Source organism: Paenibacillus sp. D51F, assembly GCF_053345695.1.
Window position 1 is genome coordinate 1 of the sequence record NZ_JBKFAO010000008.1, and the last position, 22,404, is coordinate 22,404.

The window sequence follows — 22,404 nt, forward strand, 5'->3', positions numbered from 1 at the left end:
CGACATGCCCGTATTCGTGGATATAACGGGAGAAGCGGTCAGCGCCTTTCGGGCAAAGGCGCTTCCGACTTCCATTCTTATCTCTCCGGAAGGAAAGATCGCCCGTATCGTCCAAGGACAATTCCAAAGTGTCGCGGACATTGAGAAATCCCTTGCTGAGGCATTATGAACACCGAAAAACCCACTTCGATTGAAGCGGGTTTTTCGTTTTTCTAAAGTCTGCGCTAAAACCTGTCGGATGGAGAGAAGCAGCGACTCGCGCTGGCGCGGGCGATACTCCGCAACGGACGGTTGGCAGCTATTCAGACAGGCTACGGACGATACGCTCCTCCTGATTTGCCATCGGCTTGCCGGTTTGGAGGCGATGGACCGAATTGTGGTCATGGATCAAGGCAGCATCGTGGAAACGGGTACTTTGCGGAATTGATGGAGCAGAAGGGTTATTTGTACGAGATGAAGCAAATCGAGCTGCAGGTTATCGGAGAAGCGGGAGAATTGTCCAGAAGGTTGAGTCAAGGTTCGGAGACGCTAATGACTATTCAAAAAGTTGCCCCCAGTACACTTTGGATCGAGCTGTTATATGAGCCTACTCAAGAAAAAGTGTTGAGCTACGCGAAAGACGTCCTATCGAATGGAATGCCTCCAGGCGTCATCATGATCGGATCGGAATGGCGGGACGGCGATTCGCAAGTGGTGGAACGGAAGCTGGAGCGCGGTGCTGGATTGCACCAACCCTGCGGCAATCGAGTGGATGCATGTACAGCTGGAAACTCTGCAGCGCGAATATGGGATCGATGGCTTCAAGCTGGAAGCCGGCGACCCCGACCCAGGCCGCTTTATGGCTTGGGTTTCTCTTGTTGAGCATTTGTATCATCCAAGAATACGGGTTAGACTGACAATACGAGTCAGCATACGTTTTGAAAGGTTAGATGATGATGGCAGATAAAATACATGACCGAATGGTGGAGAGAACGCGCCACTTGATAAAAGAAACGCTCCTGCTGTTGATTGAAGAAAAAGGGTTCGCCAATGTAACCGTCCGGGATTTGACGCAACGGGCGAAAATAAATCGAGGCACCTTCTACCTCCACTATCTGGATAAATATGACTTGCTCGAAAAAGTGGAGAGCGAGCTGCTTGATGGTTTGCAGCAGCATATGCACGCGCTCGATTATCAGGAGATGATGGACAGCCATAAAGAAAACAAGCCGCATGCTCCGTTGGTCGACGTTTTTCGCTATTTGAAGCAGAACGGGCCGATATTGAAAGCATTGCTTGGCGCCAAAGGAGATCCTGGATTTTCACCGAAGTTGAAGGATTTTCTGAAAAACGGCATTTTCAAAGAAATCAACGATCACTTCCAGGATATCTCGATTCCTAAAGAGTATTTTTCCGCGTTTGCCACTTCCGCTTATCTTGGAGTCATTGAAGATTGGCTGAACAGCGGAATGCGGCAATCTCCGGAAGAAATGGCGGTCATTTATGTGAAGATCAAATTTTTCGCGATCAAGTAAAAGGAAAGAGGAGCGGGGCTGAACTTGTCAGCCTTGCTCCTCTTTTGGTGTTGTTTCAGCATCCGGCAGCAATTGTTCGGCCTTCAGCCCTGCAGCTGTGAAGGGACCTTTTACCGTTATGGTCGACAGGATGCGAGCCATCTCTTCCGGCGTTTCCTTGCCGTCTCCATTCAACCATTGCTGAAGGACGCCCATATGGGCCGAAGCGATGTAGGCGATCAAATATTCGCTCGGGACGAGCAGATTTTCTTGCTTGATGAGCGGAAATTCTTTTCGCACAAAGAGAGTGTTCCACATAAAGTCCTTCAGCTTCGTTTGGAAAGTCAGATCTCCTTTTGGGCCTGATACCGCTCTCAGGATTTCTCGATTGACATCCAGATAGTTGAAAAGGGCGATCGAGACCGCAAGCGGCGCCGTTGAGGGCACAAATTCGTGTTGATTCTCTTCCAAGCCGGCAAAGTTCTGTCTGACGATGTTGGCCAGCTCCATCATGATATCTTCCTGGCATTTGGCCATCAAATCGTATTTATCCTGATAGTGCGCATAAAAAGTGCCGCGGTTTATTCCAGCCCTTGTCGTAATGTCTTTTACGGTAATCGCTTCAAAGCCTTTTTCCTCGATGAGATGAATCAATGCCTTTCGAATCGATTCCTTCGTACGAATAATGCGCAGATCCGTATCTGCCATCTTTCATTCATCTCCTCAGAAAAGATAAACACATTTACATATGATGTTGGATAACAGACATACGAGACCTTTCTGATCATTGTTTCGCTGATTCACGATAATTATAAAAAAAAACGAGAAGTAAAACAACACGTTGTTTGTTTGAGGGGATCTGAATAGGACATAAGAGTCCATATCATGGAGAAGGGGGTTTATTATGCCTATCATTGAGATTGAACATTTGACCAAGGATTATGGTCATAACCGGGGGATTTTCGATGTTTCCTTCAACGTCGAAAAAGGAGAAGTATACGGATTCCTGGGACCGAACGGAGCCGGCAAAACGTCGACGATCCGTCATATCATGGGTTTTTCCCGTCCGCAGAAAGGGCGCACCTTGGTGCATGGACTCGACAGCTGGGAGCGTGCGAGCGATATTCAGAGAGATCTGGGCTACTTGCCCGGTGAAATCGCCTTGCCTGAGTCATTGACAGGGACTGAATTCATAGGAATGATGGCCGATTTGCGAGGGATATCGGACATGACCCACACTCGGGCCTTGATGAAAAAGTTTGAGCTGGATGCTTCCGGAAGCTTGAAGCGCATGTCGCTCGGCATGAAACGGAAACTTGCGATTGTAACGGCATTCATGCATGACCCTGCCGTGCTTGTGCTTGATGAACCGACGAGCGGATTGGATCCCATCATGCAGACTTTATTTATTGAATTCATCAAAGAAGAAAAAGCGAAGGGAAAAACCATTCTGATCTCGAGCCATATCTTTTCCGAAATCGATGCGACCTGCGACAGGATCTCGATCATAAAAGACGGCCGGCTGATCTCTTCTTTCGTAGCGGATGACTTGCGCCATATCGAAATCAAAACCTACGAGCTGGAATTCCAAACGGAAGCCGCCTTCAAGCGGTTCAGCGATGAAGCGAAGACGATCCGGCAGCTTGAAGTGCTTTCATTGTCGCCTCAAAAGCTTCAGGCGACACTGAGCGTCAAGGATAAGGATATCAACAGCTTTGTTTCCTTCATAGCCGGATTCGAGGTGAAGTTTTTCTCGGAGATCAAATTTACGCTGGAGGATTATTTCATGAAGTTTTATGACCGCAGCTCGGAAGCAACGGGAGGTGCCGGACATGATGCCTTACATTGAAATCAAGGATTTGACCAAGGATTATGGAGATGGAAAAGGCGTTTTCAACCTGGATCTAACGATCGAGAAGGGCGAGGTTTTTGGTTTTGTAGGCACGAATGGAGCCGGCAAGACGACGACCATCCGCCATATGATGGGCTTCCTGAAGCCGAATAGCGGTACGGTGACGATCAACGGAATGAACGGCTGGACGGATTCAGCGGAGCTCAAGAAGCTGATCGGATATATTCCAGGAGAGATTGCATTTCCGGATGCCCCGACGGGAACGGAGTTTCTGAAACGGCAGGCGGAAGTAATGGGACTGGCGGACATGTCCTATGCAGAGCACATGATAAAGAAGCTTCAGCTCGATCCGACAGCCAATCTGAAGCGGATGTCCAAGGGAATGAAGCAGAAGACGGCTATCGTGGCCGCATTGATGGGCGATCCTGACATTCTCCTATTGGATGAGCCGACGACAGGTTTGGATCCGCTTATGCGGGCTGAGTTCGTTGAACTCCTGAATGAAGAAAAAAAGAAAGGCAAGACGATATTCATGTCCAGCCATATGTTCGAGGAAGTCGAGCATACCTGCGACAAGGTGGCTCTGATCAAAGACGGAAGGCTGATCGCGGTCAAACGGACCTCCGAGGTCAAGCACAATGAAAACAAGGAATACAAAATCGAGTTTTTATCCCCGGACGATTATCGGCGGTTTTTGTCCGAGCCGTTTCATTTCGTGAAAAAGCGCGATGAACACAATCAAGTGGTGATCCAAATCCATGATGCCGATATCAATAGGTTGTTCGGAACGCTGAAGGGCTATTCCATCAAGTTCATCAAGGAAATCAAATATACGCTTGAGAATTACTTCAAAGGGATTTACGAGGAGGATAAAGCCCATGCTTAGCAAAGCGATTTTCAAACAGACCTTGAAGGCGAACATGAAGCTATGGCTCGTGTTCACGGTTATCATGACCGTTTTTCATGTCGTGCTGATCGCAGTCTTTGACCCCAGCACCATCTCCGATATGTCGGGCATGGTGAAGGACACGCCTCTGGCCAACCTGCTCGGCGAGGCTACCTTCCTCGGCATGCTCGCCAAGACGTTTTATGGCATTCAAGGGATCCTGCTGCCGATCGTATTCATCATCATGACCGCCAACAGCCTCATCGCCTCGCAAGTGGATAGGGGCTCCATGGCATACCTGCTGTCGACTCCGACGAAAAGAAGCACCGTTGTTTTGACCCAAGCGGCTTATTTGATCTCATCGCTCATCCTGATGATTCTGATCGTCACGATAGCGGGCTGCGCTTCGATCCAGCTCTTCCAAGGCGATACCGATTTCCAGCAGAGCAGCTATTTCATGCTCAATCTCGGCTTGTTTCTGTTGATGTTCGCGACAAGCGGAATTTCTTTCTTCTTCTCCTGCGTATTCAATCTCACCAAAAACTCATTGGCATGGGGAGCAGGAATTCCAATGGCCTTTTTCCTCCTCAACCTGATGGGGGATGTCGACAGCAGCTTGGAAAAGCTCAAATATATATCCATGAACGCTTTGTTCGACACGAGCGCCGTATTGAACAACGGCAATTATGCGATTTCGTACGCCGTGCTTGCCGCAGTCGGCATAGTCCTTTATCTTCTTGGAGTTCGAGTCTTTAAAAATAAAGATTTGCCGCTGTAGGCGTACAAGGCTACAATCAGAGCGAAGATGAAGCTCGAAAAAGAAAAGGCCCTAGGTCAATCCTTCCGGGAGGACCTAGGGCCGTTCTATTTCGTCAGATTAGGCTGTCAGGACTCGACATCGTCTACAAGAAGCAGGACTTTCCCACGCATTTGTCCCATTTTTTCATGAACGGAAGCGAGATTGCTGAGCGGATGTCTCTCGGTAATGAACGGGCTGACAGCGCCGGCATCGACAAGCTGAGCGATCTGGGACAATTGCTCCGAATTGCGCTGTACAGCCATCCTCTCCGCATGAACGCCGAGCTCTTTCGCCGCTTCTTCATCGGCAGGATTCAATGCCGTGACCAGCTTGCCGCCCTCCTTGAGGAGGCGAAGCAGCTTTGTTACTTCCTCGGAAGGAATCGGGGCGAGGTTGAAGATCAAGTCGACTTTCTCAGTCACTTTCTCCTCTACAGCTTCAGTCTTGTAATCGATGATTTCATCGATTCCCAATTGCTGAAGGGCAGAGAAGCTGCTCTCGGAAGCGGTCCCGATGACGTAAGCGCCTTTCCACTTCGCCATTTGAACGGCAAACGAGCCGACGCCGCCGGCAGCGGCCGTAATCAAGACACGTTGGCCGGACTGCAGATTCCCATGGTCGAAGAGGCCTTGCCAAGCGGTCATCGCTCCACCCGGAACAGCTGCTGCGTCCTGGAGGGCAATCGTTGCCGGCGCAATAGCGACATCCGCGGCCTTGCTGACTACATACTCGGCTGCCGCGCCGTTGCGGGTCATATCAAGAAAGGCAAATACTTTGTCGCCTACATTCAGGCCAGTAACGGAATCTCCCACCCTTTCAACGATGCCGGACACGTCCACGTTCGGGATGAAAGGCAGCTCCAATGGCAGGAAATCTTTCAATGCGCCCATTCTCACCATGGCATCTGACGGATTGAAGGCTGTCGCCGCCACCTTGATCAACACTTCATCTGTGCTTGCTTCCGGAATCGGAGCTTCCTCGTACTGAAGCACGTCTGCCGCTCCATATTGATGATATCGGACTGCTTTCATCCTTGAATGCACCTCTGCTTCCTTTTAGGTTGATTTCAATGAACAACATGTTGATCGTCATTCAATCTGGTTCTATCTTAGAATAGAGGCTGCTTATATTCAATCAACACTATAATCCTGTGTGTTGAGCGTATGATATCCCGTTATTAGCATGGACGAGGAGGGTTAAAACGATGGATTTGCAGTGGTATGCCTATCTGGCTCATAACGTGGAGGAATATGGCATTGATTTGAGAGGGAGGCTTCACGAATTTCCCAATACGATGGCAACGATGCTTTATACGGCTGCTTCTCCAGGCGGGCTTTTGCCGAACGGATTTTTAGGGCGGTCAATCTTTCCATCGCATGGTTCGCTGCGCCGATTGCCGCTCTTGTGAGCCGACATCATCCCTTGGTCGGCTTGTCGATGTATGGAATCATGGCTGTAAACGCTTTGTCTCATCCAGTTCCCGTATTCACGGGTGAAGGCTACACGCCAGGCCTGCTTACTTCCTTGATCCTATTCCTGCCGCTCTGCGGATGGGCTGCGCACGTTTGCTTCGGTCCATCTAAGGAGAGTGCCCAATAATGAAGACTCTATTCCAAAACAACTAGCAGGTTCACGAGGACTGGTTCTCTTGTCTCACATCGTTAATTGGGAATATAGCTGGATTCGCAGCATTCTGCACGGAAAGGGAGAGTTTGATCAAGAGCGCAATATCCAAACCTAAGATGACTCGCTGCGGCGATCAAAAAAACCTTGACCTGAAGTTCACTTCAATTGTTATGCTTCGATAAGGGAAGGAGACGATTTGTATGATAATTTCAGAGATATCCGAGAAATTCGGTATTTCACCCGATACGCTGCGTTATTATGAGCGAATAGGTCTTATTCCTCGTATAAGTCGAAACAATAGCGGGATAAGGGGATACTCGGAGCTTGACTGTAAATGGATTCAAACCATCATATATATGCGTAAAGCAGGTATGTCCATAGAGTTGTTGCTTGAATACGTAGAAATGGTACATCAAGGTGACGAGACGAAGCAAATGAGAAAGGAATTATTAATTGAACAACGAAATCAGTTGGCTGCAAGAATGGATGAACTGCAAAAAACCTTGGAGCTTTTGAATCGAAAAATTGAGAACTATGAACAGTCAGTCGTACCGGTTGAAAGAAACCTGAGAGCAGATTAAGAATTAAGTAATGGACTGAGGAAATGAACATGACTTCACAGAATAAATATCTTATTTTCATATTGGCTGCAGGTGTTTTCGGTATCCTGACCACGGAGATGGGCTTTATTGGAATACTGCCTTCAATTGCTTTGCATTTTGATATCAGTGTAGCCAAAGCAGGTCTCCTTGTAAGCCTCTTGCCCTTGCTGTCGCACTATCCGGTCCTATCATGCCGTTATTGTTCTCGGGAATGAATCAAAAGACGGTCATGCTGCTCGTACTTGGTATTTTCGTTGCCGGCAACATCGTTTCTTTGTTTGCTTCAAGCTTTACCGTTTTACTAATTGCTCGCGTGATTCCAACCTTTTTTCACCCCATATATTACTCCATGGCTCTGACAGTCGCCCCAGCCTCTGTAAGACGGAAGAAGCTCCAATGGCTGTTTCTAAAGTGATTCTGGGAGTAACCGCTGGCATGATTATTGGTGTCGCAATCACAAATTTTATAGCTAGCGGAGCTTTCATATACGAAGAAAGACTTTCTTATGGCTCCCAAATAAGCGTATTGAAGAAGCCGGTTCTATGGCTGGCCATTGCTGCTGTTGTTTTTATAGGTTCAGCAACTTCGAGCATTAATAGTTTCATCACAGAATATCTTGGAACTGTAACGAACATGTCGGGAAAAACCTTAACGTTCGCCTTATTTTTATTTGGTTTATAAACGGCAGCCTTGTTTAATCCAACTTATTATTTTATATCTACAAAACAGAGGGATATAAATGTATGACACTAAATCAATGTCGGGTGACAATAACATAGTAACAATAGAACGCTGATTATGGGGCTTTTTATATTTATGTTATCGCTATGGCCGGATGCTATTCGGGTGTTGGAAAAATGCGGGTGAAGACAAGGGGTTTTCCAATGTACGTGCTGAGGAAGTCGAAGAATATGTTTTAAAGTTGCCTTCTAAGGCAGAGTAGCAATTTCAATATTTCTCAGCTAACGGGAAACGTTAGTTCTTTAAGAACACGACGGTGTCTACGTTAGCAAAGTAATTTCGTTGTCAGTTATAAGAGAGAAATGAGAGGATTAAACATGTGGGAGAATTTTGACCCGGGGTGTTATATCACACTAGAAAGCTGTTTTCAGGTTGCGTGTCGTGTGACGAGGAAAAAGTGATAGATAAGATTGCAGCAGGAAGTTTTGTGAAAAAAATCAAAAATTGTCGGAAGTCAAAAACATTGTTCCAATAAAAGTCGCATTAATCGCGGCTTTTTTGTTTTATGGGATCAAGTTCTTGTCATTGGCCGATGTCAAGAACATGATCCCATTTCCGATGCGTGTCAAGAACATGATCCCATTCCCGACGACTATCTGTAACGCGGAATAACCGATTTACAAAGTGGAACGTCAAGGGCCTGAGCAGATGTGCTGGAACATGCAAACTAAATGTTGAGACGTCAGGAGGGTGGAATGTGGTAAAATAAGGATGAAGCTAACAGGCAGGATACTTCCGTGTAACTCCGATTCTGGTATCCTAGAGATACCATATAACGGAGGCGTAATCATTTGAATTTGAATCGATACCATCTTAAAGAAGGATCATACGATCTAAACGTCGTGCATCTGCACCAACAAGAGATCGGGGTGGTTGTGACAGAGGAGATGGGGCATTTTCTGCTTATTGACGTAAAAGATTCCTCAGAGATGTTTTTGCTTTCAGCTCTCATTAAACATTGTCATGACACTGATGATGTGCTTTATTTTCAACGCGGAAGTCCCGAAAATGCTGACCTTTTTATTTTTAATGGTGCTGTCACTCCATTAAACCGAAAGCTTAGTAAGGAAGTAAAATCAGCCCTTAATCGCCATAAGCCGATCAGGAGATATGAGCTAGCTGTTGAAAATAGAGAAAATGATGTGTTTTGGGATACATGGGAAAGTTGGAAATACGAAAAGCAATTAAGAATAGATGCGGGTCAAGACCTTATCCTCCTAAATGCCTCAAGGTTAGGACTTGAATTACTGACCCATTCCTGCGAGCTTTTGGCAACTTCATATGCTGGTCATACTCATTTTAATTGGTACTCGACTTCAAAATCACCTGAACTAATAATTCGTAATATTGCTCGAAACGATTAATCTAACGGAGAACTTTAGTTCAGCGATCCAGGAGTAGTTTGCCGCCGCCGCTCCTTCTGTTGTTAAGCTAAAGGGCAGTTTACATCAATTGACCCTTTCCGGTAGGTGATGCTTGTGAGAGAACATGTGTAGCGACAAGAACTTGCTTGAATATGAGGCGATCAGATTTCAGTGATCGGCGAGTTTTTCAAAATTCATCTGTACAAGAACAACGGCGCGGCATTCAGCATGCTGCCCAACCAGCGGCAAAAAGGTGCTTCGCGAGACTTCCGACAAACGGATGTATGAGCGTTGTTTGGCGGTTCTCCACCGCCTTGGGGGCCGTACGATTAAAGGTTTCCGCCAGAGTCTTCTCTTGCTCATCCGTAAGGCGGCGAGGTTTGCCAGGTGAATGGCCCAGCGCTAGACCTTCGCTTCCGTCACGCTCATAGCTATGAATGTATCCAGCGGTGGGTTTTTCCTCATACCTGCTCATAGCTATGCGGATACAAATGCAACCATGATCCTTAGAAAAGTACAAAGGAATGACGGTCGATGCGGAAAAGTACCATCAAAAGCTTTTTGGAAACCACATATGAAAACATATTCAAGTTAAATACCAAGCCTCTCGTAGAGGATGAATATGTCTATAAAAACGATCTATTATTTGCTGTTATTGATACCTTCGGCTATTTGATCAGCAGAGACGGGGAGGGACGCATCAACAGAGTCAGTGAAGGATTATCTTCCAACCTAAAAATAAAGGATTATACCGGAAAAAAGGTTGATCAGGTAATCCGAATCGCGGACAACCATGAACAATTGATGACGTTTACCCAAGAATCGGATCGAATCACGTGGGAATCCAAACAAAAATTTCAACTGCAAACCTCTCTTATGCTTGGCGGAAACTCGGCGACCTTTGATGTCGTAAAAATTCCCATTTTTAATCCGGACCATTCCCGCCGTGAAATCCTTACCTTTCTGTTTGACATCACGGCTCGAAAAGAAATGGAAAACAAATTGAGGAAAAGTGAAAACCGGCTTGCCTACGCTCAAAAGATGGTTCAGACAGGCAACTGGGATTGGGATCTCGTAAACCGCAAAATACACTGGTCCGACGAATTATTCCACATTCACAGCATAGAAAAATCCTCGAGTTTTTCATTGGATGACCTAAAACAATCACTTCACCCGGAGGATGCTGATGAAGTATTCCGCTTTTTTGGAGACATCATCAACGGAGGCCAAGAATCATCGGAGATCGAGTACCGGATCAATCGTGGTGCCGGGGAAGTACGCACTTTATTGGGGAGAGCTGAAGTCGTAACGGATGAATCCGGCAAGGCTAAAGAACTTCTCGGTATTGTTCAAGATATCACCGAGAAAAAAGCGATCCAGGATAAACTGCGGGAATCCGAATTGATTTATCGCAGCCTGGTTACGGAGGCCCTGGTTGGCGTCATCATCTTGCAAAATGGGAAACTGACTTATGCCAACCCGTATATTATCCATAAAACCGGTTACAGCGAGTCGGACCTGCTCCAAATGGATGTTCTTCAGCTGTTGTCGCCCGAGTACAGGGATGCCATGAGAGAAAGAATAAGCGACATCGTGAACGGGTATCCGAAAAACAGTTCGGAACGTATAAAGATTATCCAAAAAGACGGGCAATTAATGGATGTCGAAGTCTATGTGAAATTATTGATTTTGGGCGGGATTCCCTCCTTGGTAGGAACATTGGTTGATATCACGGATGAGGTGCGCGCGTCGGCCGAACTCCATCATCTGGCCTTCTATGATTATTTAACGGGATTGCCGAACCGGAGATACCTGGAAAACGAAGTAACCGATACGATCAAATCCACGATCGAAAAGAAAAACAAAATCGCCGTTATGCAATTGGACTTGGACCGTTTTAAATATGTGAATGAAACATTGGGATATTCATACGGCGATGAGCTTCTAAAAATGGCGGCCAAACGAATAAGCTCGTGTATCGGCGCCGGTAATACGATATTGTCTAGGGTAGGAGAAGACAATTTTACGGCAATCGTTCGTGATCTGAAAAGCGAAAAGCAAGTAAAAGTCTTGTCTGCAAATATTTTAAAAGAGATTCAAAAGCCTTTCTATATCGATCAATATGAGCTGTTCCTAACAACCAGCATAGGCATAAGCATCTTCCCTTTTGACGGTAACGACGGCGAGACATTGCTTAAAAATGCCGATATTGCGCTGGCTCGCGCCAAGGAAAACGGCAAAAACAATTACCAATTTTACACTTCATCGATGAACGTGAATACCTTTCGGATCTTCTCGCTTGAAAAAGGCCTGCGAAAGGCCATATCGAATGAAGAATTCGTGATCTACTACCAGCCCAAAGTGTGCCCCCGATCCGGAACGATCCTGGGCGCCGAAGCGCTCATTCGGTGGAACCATCCGGAGTGGGGCATGGTCTCGCCGGAGGAATTCATCCCTCTGGCCGAAGAGACCGGACTCATATTACCCGTTGGAGACTGGATATCAAGAACTGTATGTGAACACCTGTCCAGGTGGGATCGGCTCGGTCTGAAAAAAGTGCCCGTATCGATCAATATCTCTCCCAAAAGCTTTTTGGAGAGAGACTATGTGTCGAATTTGCATGATACGCTCCAAACCTTTGGCGTACAAGGGAAATGGATCGAGCTCGAAATAACGGAAAGCGTCTTTTTGCAGCATGAAGAATCGCTTCAGGATACCATGGCCGAATTGAAAAATCTGGGCATCAGAATGGCCTTGGACGATTTCGGCACCGGTTACTCCTCTCTGTCCTACCTGACTCGTTTTCCTATTGATATTTTAAAAATCGACCGGTCCTTCATTAAAGAGGTAACCGCAACAAACAGCAAGGAAAAGTCCATCACACAAGCGATCATCCAGATGGCCAAAAGCCTGAACATGACAATTGTTGCTGAAGGCGTAGAGACCTTGGACCAGCTTCAGTTCGTGAAAGAGCATCTTTGCGATCAAGTACAAGGCTACATATTTAGCCGTGCGGTTCCCGAGCATGAATTTATCATGTTGCTGAGCCGGGGTACACTGCCTCCCAAAGAGGCCGAGTCTGAGAGCGGCCTTCACGGAAAAGACAAAAAAGCCGGGAAGCGAAGTTATTTCACACCTCCCTTACATGCAGATATGACCATAATCAAAATAAAGGACGAAGATATTAAATTAGGCGTAACGGAAGTCGAGATTAAAGAAATAGGCATTAACGATCTGCATTTCGTATCGACGTTGAGTCTGCCTGTAAGTCGAGACTTTGTGATACAAATCAGGGCCAAACTCCTTGATCGAACGATCCGGTTCAAAGGGAACATTGTTTTTAAGAACGAATTGGAAGATATAAATGAATATGGATTGGTCTGTGACCTTCATGATAAAGACCGCACTTTATTAAATCAGTATTTGAGCAGCTTGACGACAGGAACGTCTATTTGAACTATGAAGTGCTCAAAAGGCAAAACGAGCTGAAGCAGGAGGCGCCGCTGATCGATTCGTTCAATCTGTACCGGTACAGCGAGCTCTGCTGCAAGCTGCTCCACGTACCTCCGGAGGCTTTCACTCCCATTTCTCGACGGGTCAATGCCCTTTCATTCCTTCGTTACGCCAACAGCAGCTCGACGATTGGGCAAAAACAAAAAAGTAATCCCATAATAGAGGGTGCCCTCGCCATTTTCATGGCTTCTGGGACACCCTCTTTTCGTGCGTTACCGGTACGGGTAAAAGCCAATTTTTAACGGTGAAGGTAATCGTCCACTACTCATCCGAAATGGATGCATATCATAGTAGCATGGTATTATCTGAGATCCTATCTCGAGAGAGAAGGAGTTAGGCAATGAAAGGCATCATCTTAGCTTAAAATGTCCGATGCCGGCATCCATGATATATACTCGTCACCGGCAAAGGACGGCTGGGAAATAGAGTACTTACGGGATGGTGGACCGACGCCAGAACGCAGCTGTCGCTGCTTGATGACGGACTTCGGCTGTCAGGGAATGTGAAAGAGTAATAGCTTCCGAGTGAAGGAGGAAAGGGACGAATGAACATCTTTATTACGGGTGCCGGCGGGCATCTCGGACGAGATCTGCTCCGTGTTCTCGAACCAACGTTTGCGTGTACGGCTTTTAGCTGGCAGGAACTCGACATCTGCGACCTGCGGGCAGTGCAGAAGATGGTTGGTGATGTGAAGCCCGACGTTGTTATTAATGCGATGACCTACTCCAATGTGGATCAGGCCGAGGAGGCTGTTGAGGAGGCTTACCGGATCAATGCGCTCGCAGTCAGCAATTTGGCAATTGCCGCGGAGTCAGCCGGTGCGAAGCTGGTGCATGTCAGTACGGATTATAGGTTTGACGGTACCAAGGGAGTGCTAAATAGCGATATGGATCGGACCAATCTCAATATTTATGGCAAATCGAATCTGCTAGGGGAGCAGTTCGTGAAGGCGGTTTGTCCCCGGCATTTCATTGTACGCTCACTCGCCGAGAATCAGGAGACGATTAAGGCGGTTGATGATCAAGTCGGCCACCTTGCGTATACGGTTGGCTTAGCGGAGTACATCGGAAGGTTAATCACGACGGAGCGGTATGGAACCTACCAAGTTTCCAACAGCGGCATTCTCGAACGTACGGGATTCGTCCAAGTCTGAGAGGGGGTATTCCGTTTAATGAACAGGCCAACGGATTATTATTATTGGATGAAAGATTGGGCAGTCAGCTCGGGCTACGCTTTATCGGATGTATACTGCGAGGTCGCTGTGAATGCCCAGTTCCCAACCTTTGTAGCTGCGATTCCCCGGGGCAGGGTGTACGGTAACAGCGGAACCGTGATTTCTCCTAATAATGTGTTGATTTGGGAGGTCTCCTATGATTGGAGCAATGATCCTCACAAACATCCGGTGTTTCTCACTCAAACGTTACCGCCGGTCGAATATATGCAGGGGAATATTGCAGTCCTTACGAAAATCGGCTCATCCAACTACTATCACTGGATGCATGACGTCTTGCCCCGGATCTATCTGCTGTCCTGCAGCAGGATACCCGTAGATAAATACATCGTGAGTAAAGATTTGCAGCCCTTCCAGTATGAAACGCTCGGGATGCTTGGCATCACGGCTGACCGCTTGATTTACAGCGATAATCAATTTCATATCGAAGCGGAACGGTTAATTGTGCCATCAATCGGATTCGGACAGAAATGGGTCAATCATTTTTTAAGAAGCGAATTTCTCTCTCAGGAGCCAAGGCCTTCAAGAAGATTGTATATAAGCCGCGGACACTCGGTCGGAAGAACCTTAACGAATGAAGACGAGGTCATTCAGGTCCTGCAATCCTATGGGTTTGAGACCATCTATCCGGAGGACTTGCCGGTCAAAGAACAAATCAAGCTGTTCTCGGAAGCCGAATACGTCATTTCGCCTACCGGAAGCGCGTTGACGAATCTCACCTTCTGCAGCTCACAAACCAAGGTGCTTGAATTTTTTTCTCCCAATTTCATTGTCCATGATATTAAGCGAATATGCGATTACGGTGGGCTGCAGCATGTTGCCTATACCGGAATCGGCTCCCGGCCTCCCAGCTATGAAGGGATTCCGTGGTATTGGGCGGGTCTTGACAACATATACGTTTCGATCCCTGACCTTAACCACTTATGTAAACAGATGGGCTTATAGAGAATCGCACCGGAAAGGAAGAAAAGAAAGCCATGAAAATTCTGCTGGCCACCTTTTGGGGTTTGCCTCATGTTGGGGGAGTGGATCTCTATATTCGGCAGCTGAAGCTGGGGCTGGAACAACGCGGCCACCAGGTGGATATTCTGTGCAGGTATCCTGATGGCAGCGGCTATTCCATCTTGAACAAACGTCGGCATTTACCGAGAAAATCAGTAAAATCCTTAGTGGAGTCGAACGTGAAGGCGTATTTCCAGGAGAGCCTGTCCGGTTTGGATCCGATCATTCTGGATGCGGAGACGGAGAAGTATTGCTATGAGCTGGGGGCGGCTTATTTAGGCGTGGATTCTTATGACCTCATCCATGCGCAGGATGTCATCTCCGCACGGGCATTGTTTCGGATCAAGAGTCCGCAAACCGCGTTGGTTACCACCATCCACGGGCATCTGGCAGGCGAATGGTTTCTTACGTTGCTCAGACAGGGGGACCTGGAGAACCCGGAACGCAAGGAGCGGCTGTGGCAATATGCCGTCATGCGCGAACAGCTCGGTTTGAATGCAGACGCGGCTACTCTGCCGACACAGTGGATGAAACAGATGTTGGTTGACGAATTTGCCATTCCCCGGGATCGGTTAACGGTCGTTCCTAACGGTATCGATATTCGAGGCTTCACGGACCAGCTGCACGGCGAAAGCGATATGCGTCCTGCTTCAGGAAAAAAGGTCATCATTTGTCCAGCACGCTTTGATGTCATCAAAGGTCATAAGTATCTGATACGGGCGCTCGCCAAATTAAGACGGGAGAGAGATGACTGGGTATGCTGGCTTGTTGGCAGCGGCGGGCTGGAATTCAATTTCCGCGAGCTCGTGAAGCTGCATGGCATCGAGGCAGACGTTGCGTTTCTGGGGACGCGCAGAGATGTTCCGGCACTGCTTCGGCAATCCGATATATTTGTCCTTCCAAGCTTGCAGGATAATCACCCGTACGCGGTCATGGAAGCACAAGTGGCGGGAAAAGCAGTCATCGTGTCCGATGCAGGGGGCATGCCCGAAATGGTCGCTCACGGAGAAACGGGTTTGGTATTTCCGGTAGGCAATGATGAACAGCTGTATCAATATTTGCGTACGCTCTTGAACGATGAACAGCTGCGCCATCATCTCTCTTCACAGGCGAGGCATGCCGGGAACGAACGATGGTCGCTAGATCTCATGATGTCCCGAATGGATGCGGTTTACGAAATGGCGCTGACTCGGAAACGAGAAAGGATTAGTGGCCTATGAGCATGCGTTCAAGAATGGGCAATTTTGTCATACAGCGATCATCGAGCAATAAGCCGATCAAGCCTGCCCCGAAAAGAACAACGACTGCCAAGAGTCCATGCAAAGATATCGGTGATCTGTATACGAAGTTGTTTCAAAAGCCCCGAATCAAGAAGGTGATTGACATCGACTCTAGAGTGTGGAAAAAAATTATTGCGTCGGTACCGGGCAGTTACCAAATCCCAGATACTGAAGCGCTGAACAAACTTCTTGCGGCTAGCCGGCATCAGGAACTGGACTCATGAGAAGAAAAATGACGGCGAGTAGAATCGGAAGGCGCAAGCGTAGAAGGAAAACCGCAAATAAGAGCCATTTCCCCATCCTTAATCATCCGGCAATAAAAGCCGGAGGAGCTCGCTTGAAAGTTATGCTATTCTCGCACATCTGCGGACAACGATTCATTACCGGCGCGGAAAAATATTTGTTTTTGCTTGCGAAGGAGCTCTCTCCTTACACAGAATGCACCTTGGTCGTGCCCGAGGATGGCATCTTGAAGAGGGAAGCCGAGGCAAACGGAATCCGAACCGTAATCGAACCGTTTGATTTGCTATGGGCAATCTATCGCCCTGATGGTGAGCTCGAGGTGACGGAAGCCTCTGTCTTAGCAGAAGGAAAGCATGCCATGCTTATTCAGCAGCTCCAGGTTTACAGACCCGACATCGTCATTGTGAACAGCTGCGTGAACGCACTTCCCGCCATGGCGGCTAAATCGTTGGGTATACCGGTTGTTTGGATGATCAATGAAATCATTCAAGAGCATGCAGCAGCCTTGCAATCCGTTCATTTTATCAATCGATATGCCGACTTTATCGCAGGTGTATCCAATCATTCACTCGCCCTGTTCCGTGAAATAGTGCCGGATGAGAAGCTTATGCTTCTTCCTCCGTTCTCTCCGGTTTGTGAGGCGAGCTCTCTGCCTCGGGTCCAACCGAATGAGGAGTTGAAGAAGAGATTCCGATTCCCCGAGCACAAACATCTGATCGGTTATATCTCGGCAGGGATGCAGAGGGAGAAGGGATTGGAGCACTTTCTGCTCATGGCCTTCAAGCTTTGTGCAGAGCGGCAGGATCTTTGTTTCCTATGTATCGCAAGTCCTGCCGGCGATGCCGACTATGAACGATACTGCCGGACACTGGTAGAACAGTCTGAATTCCGAGACCGTTTCTGGCTGCTGGGCTTTCAGCCCGACATCGAGAGCATGTACCCCCTGATGGATTTAGTCGTGGTTCCGAGCTTAATCGATGAGGGGTTCGGCATGATCGCTCTTGAGGCTTTGTTATTCGGAAAAAAAACGGTTGCCTATCGTTCGGGAGGATTGGAAGAAGTTTTAACGACGGTAGGCCAGGAGAGCATGCTGGTGGATAAGGAGGATATCAACGGGCTCTCGGGCAAAGTAAAAGAAGGACTTCATGCGCAGTCCGCAGATGTGGATGTCGACCGGGTAAAGCAGAGCTTCGGTACGGAAGCCTATCGGGTCAGATTGGCGTCTTTTATGAGCACGCTCCGTCTATTGGAGGCAAGGGCAGGCATGCAAAGAGCTGCCGCACATGTAAAGCTTTTGAAGCCAGGCCGATTATATCGGGGCAATCTAACCCCGACCGTGTATCTGCTGGAACTGGGAACAAAACGGCCTTTCTCTTCGCCGAAAGCCTTCAGGCGCTACGGCTTCCGACTGTCCGATGTATTTGTTGTGTCGGAGCGAAGGCTCTACGCATACCCCGTCGGGTTGGAAATCCGGCACGAGCGCCGATCCTATCCCCCTTTGAGCCGAGTACTAAGAAAGAGGCTCGGGAAGAGAAGGGGGAAAAAGATCCACAAAGGGAAACCGATACGAAGATTCAAAACGCGCAAAAGGCTCCGAAAATCCGTCTAGTCTTGCACCCTCCTATTACTAGGGGGGCCCAGGACAGATGATGATGCAAAATGGACAAGCCTGCGAATAAAAACTGACCGGCTCCGAATAGTACGCGAGGATCGCAACCGGGACCGACCAGAGAGATTTAGAGACTGTGAGAATACTGCTTCATATGCTGCACGAAATCAATATCAGGCGCCAGGTAGGACGGGGGGAGTTCGGCAGCGATACGATCCCAAATTCGGCGTTCCACTTTTAAACGAATCGTTCGGTGGGGGGGGAGAAAAAAACGGTTATATCTGTTAGCGGAGACGAGGGAAACGTAGCGGCGCTTCCTCCTCAGCTTCTTCCTTCCGAGACGCAAGGTACGCCGGTTTTTTCTGTTCGTGCTCTTACGTCGTCGTCCTCGGGATACCCTTATATTCGATTTCCCGGGTTTTATTTTTTTTCGCACGGCCATGATGGTTACCTCCATCTCTTTTGGAGTGCTCTATCGTAGATCGCTAAGGTTCTCTCGGTCATCGCTGGGAGAGTCCAGTGCTGCAAGCCAAACGCTTTAGACTGTTCTCCGAGCCGGCGCCTAAGATCGTCTTCGCTGAGAACGGCAAGGAGATTATCGAATAGATCCTGATCGTTCCCTGCAGGAAAGATCAGGCCGGTCTTCTCATGTGCCACCATTTCCGGTATGCCGCCGGCATTCGAAACGACAACCGCTTTCCCGGCAACATGAGCTTCCATAATGGCGTAGGGGTGATTATCCTGCAAGCTCGGAAGCACGAAAATATCCGACTTATTTAAAAGAGCCGGAATGTCCTCGCGGTTTCCCAGGAATACGACTTCGTTATGAAGTCCGTAGGTTGCAGCTTGCTCTCTTATCCTTCCTTCCAATTGCCCATTTCCCGCCAGCCAGCACACCCAGTCGTTTCTGGCCTGCTTTAAGCGGACTAAAGCCCGAAGTAAATGAATATGCCCTTTGACCGGGTCGAAGCGGGCTGAGCATAAAATGACCTTCTTCCCGCCGGCGTCGGGCATAATGGCGGGTTCGTTCATTTTAAGCAAGAACTCCTCAATATCCATTCCGTTCGGGATCGTTGTCATCCGATCATCCGGGACGCGAAACTCCCGGTTCATGATCGATTTAAGCCACTCTGTCGGCATAATGGTTTCATGGTTCTGCATAATACCGAAGTGCTCAATTAGACCATAGTAATACCAGAGCGGAGTTTTACGAAAAACGTCGATCATAACACCTTCCGCTTGATGTCTGGCAAGACTTTCGGTCGAGAGGCATCCGTGGATCGTAGAAACGAGTGCTGTATGTGCGTGGCGGATCCGAGCGAATGCCCTGGCGGAAATCACGTCCTGCGTATGGATAATGTCATAGGTTGCCGGGCGGAAATAAGCTGCGGCAGCCTCATAGCAATATTTATCGATTTCCATAGATTCGACTTCGTGATCAAGCCCGGTGAGGTGGTTCGCGAAGTAAGTATCTGCTTTGGCCGAAATCATGGGCCGAATGCAGCTTTTAGCCAACCCCCAGCCCTTGTTTAGAATATGAAAACCGGAGTCATCAGGCATTCTGCAGAAAATATCCACTTCATGTCCCCTTGCTTCCAATCCCCTCTTCAGCTGCAGCACATATTTCTCCAATCCTCCCACAGAAGGAAGCCCCCAATAGGTAGCTAGCAGAACGCGCATAGGTAACCTGCCTTTCTGGTCTCATGTCCTTACATGTATATGTGTAATCTTGGCTTCCCGAAAGGGACAAAAACCCGTTTCAAAAATATTAGACCTGGGACAATTTCCTATTTTCATAAAAAGAGGCAGCTATCCAGCGCTTTGCTAGACCAAGATGCGTACGATGATGGCAGGAGTATTCTAGCTGGGAGGGACTTATTCATGCAGCCTAGTGAACGCTATAAGATCGCCATCATCGGGCTCGGATACGTTGGGCTGCCGCTGGCCAGGCTTTTTTTGGAAAAAGGCCACACCGTCATAGGCGTTGATACAGATCAGAGTAAAATCAAGCAACTTCAGATGATGCAGCCCTACTTATCCGATTTAACCAGCAAGGAACTCAAAGAAATGTTTGCCGGCGGACATTTTCATGTAGGCGTTTCATACGAAGCCATTGCTGAGGCTGACTGTATCATTCTCTGCGTGCCGACTCCAACCAATGAAGCGGCGATGCCCGACTTGTCCTATGTGTTTCAAGCCATGAGACAGGCGGTACCCCATTTGCGTCCGGGACATTTATTGCTACTGGAAAGCTCCACCTATCCAGGCACGACGGAGGAGGAGCTGAAACCATTTATTGAACAAAGAGGGTTTCGGGTCGGTTTCGATGTGTTCCTGGCCTATTCCCCGGAACGAATCGACCCTGGCCGGAAGCGATCAGCTTTACAATCGATTCCCAAAGTGGTTGGAGGAGTAACTGCTGCCTGCACCCAATATGCGGCGCGTATTTACGGAAAGGTGTTTGATGAAGTGGTCACCGTTTCTAACGCAAGAACGGCAGAGATGACGAAGCTGGTTGAAAACTGTCAGCGTTTCGTGAATATCTCATTTATGAACGATCTGGTAAAGGTATGCGAGGCCATGGATATCAGCATATGGGAGGTTATTAGAGCAGCAAGCACCAAGCCTTATGGCTTTATGCCGTATTACCCTGGCCCAGGGGTAGGAGGACACTGCATCCCCGTTGATCCCATGTATTTGCTTTGGAAAGCAAAGCAATATAACATCCCTTTGCCTTTCATCGAGTTAAGTCATCAGGTGAATGAAGAAATGCCCGGCTATATAATGGCCCGGACGGCGAAGAGCCTTTACCCGCTTACGCTGGACCAGTGCAGCATCATGGTGGTTGGCGTAACGTACAAGAAAGATGTCAACGACCTTCGCGAATCCATGGCATTGAAAGTGTTTGAGCTGCTGATGAAGCAGGGGGCCCAAATGAGCTTCTACGACCCTTATATAGCCGAGCTTCATATTGCGGAAACAACATTCGTACGGACTCCGCTTACGGCTCGAAATGTGAAGCGGATGGACTGTCTGCTGATTCTAACGGATCATTCTTCGATTCGATACGACGAGCTCGCCAAGCACGCCAAGTTAATCGTAGATACGCGAAATGCGACGGAAGGCGTGAGAGACAAATCGAAGATCGTCTTACTCTGAAAGCGGAGACGGGAGGTGAGTTCCATCCATGAATATTCTTGTAACCGGAGGTGCGGGGTTCATAGGATCCCATCTGGTGCAGGCTTTGCTGCTGCAGGGACACAAGGTTATCACGCTTGATGATCTGTCAGCAGGCAGGGAGGCGTTTCTGCAGGAAGTACTTACTCATGAGAACCATACCTTCATCCAGGGGTCCGTTCTGAATCGCCGTGTGATCAAGCAATGCATAGATCAAGTGGAAGCGGTGTTCCATTTGGCGGCAATCCTTGGCGTGAAAAATACGGTAGAAGACCCCATAAAGGTCATCGAAGGAAATATAGACGGAACGAGGCAAGTCTTAGAGTCGGCCTTTAGAAGAGGGATCAAGGTCATTTTTGCTTCTACGTCGGAAATATACGGCAAGAATACAAGTCTCCCGTTCTCGGAAACCTCGGATCGGGTGTATGGAGCGCCGTCCATTCATCGGTGGTGCTATGCGACGGCCAAATCCATTGACGAGCACTTATGCTTTGCTTACGCCGATAAGGGATTGCCCGTTACCGTACTTCGATACTTTAACGCTTTTGGCCCCAGGCAAACGATTTCGCAGTACGGAATGGTCATCCCCCGATTCATTCACGCCGCGCTTAGAGGGGAGCCTCTCCTCGTCTATGGAGACGGATCACAATCCCGCTGCTTCACCTATGTGGACGATATGGTGAGAGGGACCATAAGTGCTCTTGGCCGGCAGGCGGATGGACTCGCTTTCAATATCGGATCGAATCGACCGACTACGGTGCTCCAATTGGCACGCATGATCGTTGAAATGACGAACTCGGAATCGCCCATTCAATTCATATCCTATGAAGAAGCCTATGGGAAGGGCTACGAAGACATGCCGGCCCGGATCCCGGATTTAACACGTTCAGGCTCTGTCTTGGGATTCTCTTCGTTCGTCTCCTTGGAAGAGGGGCTCGAGCGTACGATTCGCTGGTCCCAGGGGCACGGAAGCGAATAATCATCAC

Annotated in this window: 18 protein-coding genes and 4 pseudogenes; 18 read left to right on the forward strand and 4 right to left on the reverse strand. The window is 48.2% G+C overall.

The features are described from left to right. Positions 1-228: 228 nt before the first annotated feature. Both ACLBWT_RS15320 and ACLBWT_RS15325 read left to right on the forward strand, forming a co-directional pair. Positions 229-489: pseudogene (locus ACLBWT_RS15320) on the forward strand (thiol reductant ABC exporter subunit CydC); the annotation flags it as partial. Positions 490-980: 491 nt separating this feature from the next. Beyond that, positions 981-1,514 (forward strand): TetR/AcrR family transcriptional regulator, encoded by a 534-nt coding sequence (locus ACLBWT_RS15325; RefSeq protein WP_447664000.1) that lies wholly within the window; start codon positions 981-983, stop codon positions 1,512-1,514. A 27-nt stretch (positions 1,515-1,541) separates the two neighbouring features. On the opposite strand, the pseudogene ACLBWT_RS15330 reads toward ACLBWT_RS15325, so the two are convergent. Further along, a pseudogene (locus ACLBWT_RS15330) lies at positions 1,542-1,940 on the reverse strand (TetR-like C-terminal domain-containing protein); the annotation flags it as partial. Positions 1,941-1,993: 53 nt separating this feature from the next. Next, positions 1,994-2,201 (reverse strand): annotated as a pseudogene (locus ACLBWT_RS15335) (TetR/AcrR family transcriptional regulator); the annotation flags it as partial. 196 nt (positions 2,202-2,397) lie between these two features. Between ACLBWT_RS15335 and ACLBWT_RS15340 the strand changes: the two are divergent. Genes ACLBWT_RS15340 through ACLBWT_RS15350 form a run of 3 tightly spaced genes read left to right on the forward strand, consistent with a single transcriptional unit; the run spans position 2,398 to position 5,009 of the window. Continuing rightward, entirely contained in the window at positions 2,398-3,342 is a 945-nt protein-coding gene (locus ACLBWT_RS15340; protein WP_447664001.1) for an ABC transporter ATP-binding protein, read from the forward strand. Continuing rightward, positions 3,326-4,231 (forward strand): ABC transporter ATP-binding protein, encoded by a 906-nt coding sequence (locus ACLBWT_RS15345; RefSeq protein WP_447664002.1) that lies wholly within the window; start codon positions 3,326-3,328, stop codon positions 4,229-4,231. The genes ACLBWT_RS15340 and ACLBWT_RS15345 overlap by 17 nt, the downstream gene beginning before the upstream one ends. Continuing rightward, entirely contained in the window at positions 4,224-5,009 is a 786-nt protein-coding gene (locus ACLBWT_RS15350) for an ABC transporter permease subunit (protein ID WP_447664003.1), read from the forward strand. The genes ACLBWT_RS15345 and ACLBWT_RS15350 overlap by 8 nt, the downstream gene beginning before the upstream one ends. Positions 5,010-5,116: 107 nt before the next feature. On the opposite strand, the gene ACLBWT_RS15355 is transcribed toward ACLBWT_RS15350, so the two are convergent. Further along, the gene (locus ACLBWT_RS15355) at positions 5,117-6,061 is read right to left on the reverse strand and encodes an NADP-dependent oxidoreductase (protein ID WP_447664004.1); all 945 of its coding nucleotides are present in this window, start codon (positions 6,059-6,061) and stop codon (positions 5,117-5,119) included. A gap of 173 nt (positions 6,062-6,234) precedes the next feature. Between ACLBWT_RS15355 and ACLBWT_RS15360 the strand changes: the two genes are divergently transcribed. The 11 genes and pseudogenes from ACLBWT_RS15360 to ACLBWT_RS15410 all read left to right on the forward strand — a co-directional run bounded on the left by ACLBWT_RS15360 (position 6,235) and on the right by ACLBWT_RS15410 (position 18,241). After that, complete coding sequence (locus ACLBWT_RS15360) at positions 6,235-6,438, forward strand: hypothetical protein (RefSeq protein ID WP_447664005.1); 204 nt, start codon at positions 6,235-6,237, stop codon at positions 6,436-6,438. Continuing rightward, positions 6,435-6,629, forward strand: coding sequence for an HXXEE domain-containing protein (locus ACLBWT_RS15365; RefSeq protein WP_447664006.1), 195 nt, complete (start codon positions 6,435-6,437; stop codon positions 6,627-6,629). The genes ACLBWT_RS15360 and ACLBWT_RS15365 overlap by 4 nt, the downstream gene beginning before the upstream one ends. Positions 6,630-6,856: 227 nt before the next feature. Next, positions 6,857-7,237, forward strand: coding sequence for a MerR family transcriptional regulator (locus ACLBWT_RS15370; RefSeq protein WP_447664007.1), 381 nt, complete (start codon positions 6,857-6,859; stop codon positions 7,235-7,237). A 29-nt stretch (positions 7,238-7,266) separates the two neighbouring features. Further along, a pseudogene (locus ACLBWT_RS15375) lies at positions 7,267-7,933 on the forward strand (MFS transporter); the annotation flags it as partial. Between the two features lie 857 nt (positions 7,934-8,790). Further along, on the forward strand, positions 8,791-9,363 hold the full coding sequence (locus ACLBWT_RS15380; protein WP_447664008.1) for a hypothetical protein: 573 nt from the start codon (positions 8,791-8,793) through the stop codon (positions 9,361-9,363). A gap of 534 nt (positions 9,364-9,897) precedes the next feature. Further along, a complete protein-coding gene (locus ACLBWT_RS15385; protein ID WP_447664009.1) occupies positions 9,898-12,819 on the forward strand; it encodes an EAL domain-containing protein in 2,922 nt (973 codons plus the stop codon). Next, complete coding sequence (locus ACLBWT_RS15390; protein ID WP_447664010.1) at positions 12,816-13,118, forward strand: hypothetical protein; 303 nt, start codon at positions 12,816-12,818, stop codon at positions 13,116-13,118. Before ACLBWT_RS15385 ends, ACLBWT_RS15390 begins: the two co-directional genes overlap by 4 nt. A gap of 302 nt (positions 13,119-13,420) precedes the next feature. After that, positions 13,421-14,029, forward strand: coding sequence for an SDR family oxidoreductase (locus tag ACLBWT_RS15395; RefSeq protein ID WP_447664011.1), 609 nt, complete (start codon positions 13,421-13,423; stop codon positions 14,027-14,029). 18 nt (positions 14,030-14,047) lie between these two features. After that, positions 14,048-15,052, forward strand: a complete 1,005-nt coding sequence (locus ACLBWT_RS15400) for a glycosyltransferase family 61 protein (protein WP_447664012.1) — start codon at positions 14,048-14,050, stop codon at positions 15,050-15,052. A gap of 32 nt (positions 15,053-15,084) precedes the next feature. Then, positions 15,085-16,329, forward strand: a complete 1,245-nt coding sequence (locus ACLBWT_RS15405) for a glycosyltransferase family 4 protein (protein WP_447664013.1) — start codon at positions 15,085-15,087, stop codon at positions 16,327-16,329. Between the two features lie 406 nt (positions 16,330-16,735). Next, on the forward strand, positions 16,736-18,241 hold the full coding sequence (locus ACLBWT_RS15410) for a glycosyltransferase (protein WP_447664241.1): 1,506 nt from the start codon (positions 16,736-16,738) through the stop codon (positions 18,239-18,241). Positions 18,242-18,688: 447 nt separating this feature from the next. Here ACLBWT_RS15410 and ACLBWT_RS15415 read toward each other — a convergent pair whose 3' ends face one another. Then, positions 18,689-19,882, reverse strand: a complete 1,194-nt coding sequence (locus ACLBWT_RS15415) for a glycosyltransferase family 4 protein (protein WP_447664014.1) — start codon at positions 19,880-19,882, stop codon at positions 18,689-18,691. A gap of 240 nt (positions 19,883-20,122) precedes the next feature. Between ACLBWT_RS15415 and ACLBWT_RS15420 the strand changes: the two genes are divergently transcribed. Further along, complete coding sequence (locus tag ACLBWT_RS15420; protein WP_447664015.1) at positions 20,123-21,400, forward strand: nucleotide sugar dehydrogenase; 1,278 nt, start codon at positions 20,123-20,125, stop codon at positions 21,398-21,400. Between the two features lie 28 nt (positions 21,401-21,428). Next, positions 21,429-22,397 (forward strand): NAD-dependent epimerase/dehydratase family protein, encoded by a 969-nt coding sequence (locus tag ACLBWT_RS15425; RefSeq protein ID WP_447664016.1) that lies wholly within the window; start codon positions 21,429-21,431, stop codon positions 22,395-22,397. Positions 22,398-22,404: the final 7 nt, after the last annotated feature.